The 2,628-nt window shown below is 39.1% G+C and carries 4 protein-coding genes; all 4 read left to right on the top strand.

Annotated elements, in window-relative coordinates; all coding sequences use genetic code 11:
- Positions 1 to 169, top strand: a 169-nt coding sequence (locus tag ACR2F3_RS03295; protein WP_432708553.1) for a hypothetical protein, incomplete at its 5' end; no start/stop codon positions are given.
- Between the two features lie 43 nt (positions 170 to 212).
- The gene (locus ACR2F3_RS03290) at positions 213 to 503 is read left to right on the top strand and encodes a hypothetical protein (protein WP_432708552.1); all 291 of its coding nucleotides are present in this window, start codon (positions 213 to 215) and stop codon (positions 501 to 503) included.
- A 31-nt stretch (positions 504 to 534) separates the two neighbouring features.
- Entirely contained in the window at positions 535 to 825 is a 291-nt protein-coding gene (locus tag ACR2F3_RS03285; RefSeq protein ID WP_432708551.1) for a cell division protein ZapA, read from the top strand.
- Positions 826 to 939: 114 nt separating this feature from the next.
- Positions 940 to 2,502: a ribonuclease Y gene (gene rny / locus ACR2F3_RS03280; RefSeq protein WP_432708550.1), complete on the top strand. Its 1,563-nt coding sequence runs from the start codon at positions 940 to 942 to the stop codon at positions 2,500 to 2,502.
- The last annotated feature ends 126 nt before the right edge of the window (positions 2,503 to 2,628 follow it).

Here is a 2,628-nt window from a genome sequence, read left to right as displayed (position 1 = left end):
GGTTTTTGATGTGTACACGGGTGATAAACTGCCTGAGGGGAAAAAATCTTATGCATTAAGCTTTACTCTACAGGATGAGGCGCAAACTTTAACCGATAAGCAAATTGATGCGGTTATGCAAAAGATTATATATAACTTAGCGCAAACAGCGAAAGCAGAAATCAGATAATAATTGTTTATTCTGGACTTAATTAAAATTAACGTTTAATAACATGACTTCGGTTGCAGATCAATTAGATACAGTATTACAGAAAACAGCTCGTTTAATTGAGCTTTGCAATGCTTTGCAGGAAGAAAATGATTTATTAAATGCTGAAAACCTAGTTATCCGGAAAAACCTCGACGCAGAAAAGACCAAAAACCAAACACTTGAAGAAAAACTGAGGGTGTTAAAATTGGCTAAAAGCCTGGAGGGCACGAGCGAGAAATCGCTTGATATTAAGCAAAAAATTAACGAATTTGTGCGTGAGATTGATAAGTGTGTCGTGTTGCTTAAAAAGTAAGGAATACTAGAAAAGTGAAACAAAGCTAAAAATGGGAGAAATCTCGATAAAAATAACTATTTCTGACCGTATCTACCCTTTAAAGGTGAGTACGGAAGAGGAAGAAATTGTAAGGCGGGCAGCCAAGATTATTAACGAACGCATAAAAGACTACCAGGAGAACTATGCGGTCAGAGATAAACAGGATTTACTCTCTATGGCCGTGTTGCACTATGCAACAGCGGTATTGAGGGTTGAAAACCAAGTCCAGAATCAGGACGCTGCAGTAGCTGATAAAGTGGAAGAACTAGATAGTTTATTAAACGATTTCTTTTCAAAATAGGATTGTTCTTTATAGCTAAAAAGTTTAACGTTGTTAAACATGTTTCATCAGTTTCCTTTTAAGTAATGTCAACCACATGACTTAGAATTAATTACGGTTTTTTATAAATTACAAATGGAAATAATTGGAATAATAGGATACATACTAGCCGGCCTGGTCATCGGTTTTGTGACAGGGCGATACCTGCTCAGGAGTTTGTGGAAAAAGCAGGAAATTGCAGCCCAGACTAAGGTTAAGAAAATTTTAAAAGATGCGGAGATTAGCGCCGACATCATGAAAAAAGATAGGTTACTCGAAGCAAAAGAGAAGTTTCTGCAATTAAAATCAGAGCACGAGCAAGAAGTAAATACCAAAAATAACCAAATCAATCAACGCGAGAACGGAGTTAAGCAGAAAGAACAGAGCCTTAACCAGCGTATGGAAAATCTAAACCGCAAAGAGCAGGAATTAGATAACCAAAAAAAACATTTAGAGAAACAAACTGAAATTGCGATTAAAAAACAAGAAGAAGTAGACTTGTTGAAAACGCAGCATGTAAAACAGTTGGAAGCTATTGCAGGTTTAAGTGCCGAAGAAGCGAAAAACCAATTGGTTGAGAACATGAAGGAAGACGCGCGTTCTCAGGCCATGATTCAGGTTAAAGACATTGTTGATGAAGCTAAGCTTACTGCAACGAAAGAAGCTAAAAAAGTGGTTATCCAAACCATTCAACGTACAGCTGTAGAAGCTGCTATTGAGAATACCGTGTCGATTTTTCACATTGAAAGTGATGAGATTAAAGGTCGTGTTATTGGTAGAGAGGGTAGGAACATTCGTGCGCTTGAAGCTGCAACAGGCATTGAGATTATTGTTGATGACACTCCTGAGGCGATTATCTTATCAGGTTTCGACCCTGTAAGACGTGAAATTGCCCGTTTAGCGTTACACCGTTTAGTTACTGACGGCCGTATTCACCCTGCACGTATTGAAGAGGTTGTTGCTAAAACTAAAAAGCAAATTGAAGAAGAGATTGTAGAAATCGGTGAACGTACTGTAATCGATTTAGGTATACATGGTTTACATCCTGAACTGATCAGGATGGTTGGACGTATGCGTTACCGTTCATCTTACGGACAAAACTTATTACATCACTCTCGCGAAGTAGCCAATTTCTGTGCAACCATGGCAGCGGAATTAGGCTTAAATGCTAAAATGGCTAAACGCGCAGGCTTACTTCATGATATTGGTAAAGTGCCTGATGATAACCCAGAATTACCACACGCTATTTTAGGGATGCAACTGGCTGAGAAATATAAAGAACATCCTGAAATCTGTAATGCCATTGGTGCCCACCATGACGAGATCGAGATGACTTCTATGATCTCACCAATTATCCAGGCCTGTGATGCCATTTCAGGTGCACGTCCGGGTGCCAGACGTGAAGTGGTAGAAAGTTACATCAAACGGTTAAAGGAACTGGAAGAACTCGCTTTGTCGTACCCAGGTGTAGAGAAAACCTTTGCCATCCAGGCAGGTAGAGAACTACGTGTGGTGGTAGAAAGTGAACGTGTTACTGATCAGCAGGCAGAATTGTTGGCCGCTGATATTTCTAACCGTATTCAAACAGAAATGACCTATCCTGGTCAGATCAAAGTAACGGTGATCAGAGAAACACGTTCTGTTTCGTTCGCGAAATAGGCTACGTTATATTACAATCATATTATGTGAAAAGCGATGGATTATCTATCGCTTTTCTTATTTTTACAGGAATCGAGTTTTAAGAACAAATCATGAAAACCAACGCTAAAAGCCATATCGACGTAC

Source organism: Pedobacter sp. (assembly GCF_045627485.1).
Classification (GTDB): domain Bacteria; phylum Bacteroidota; class Bacteroidia; order Sphingobacteriales; family Sphingobacteriaceae; genus Pedobacter.
Note: the sequence above shows the minus strand (reverse complement) of the source record. Positions and strands in the feature narration are given on the sequence as shown.

What these genes read in the sequence shown, in the direction of transcription:
- ACR2F3_RS03290 (WP_432708552.1), top strand. Translation starts at nt 213, where the DNA reads ATGACTTCGGTTGCAGATCAATTAGATACAGTATTACAGAAAACAGCT.
- ACR2F3_RS03285 (WP_432708551.1), top strand. Translation starts at nt 535, where the DNA reads ATGGGAGAAATCTCGATAAAAATAACTATTTCTGACCGTATCTACCCT.
- rny (WP_432708550.1), top strand. Translation starts at nt 940, where the DNA reads ATGGAAATAATTGGAATAATAGGATACATACTAGCCGGCCTGGTCATC.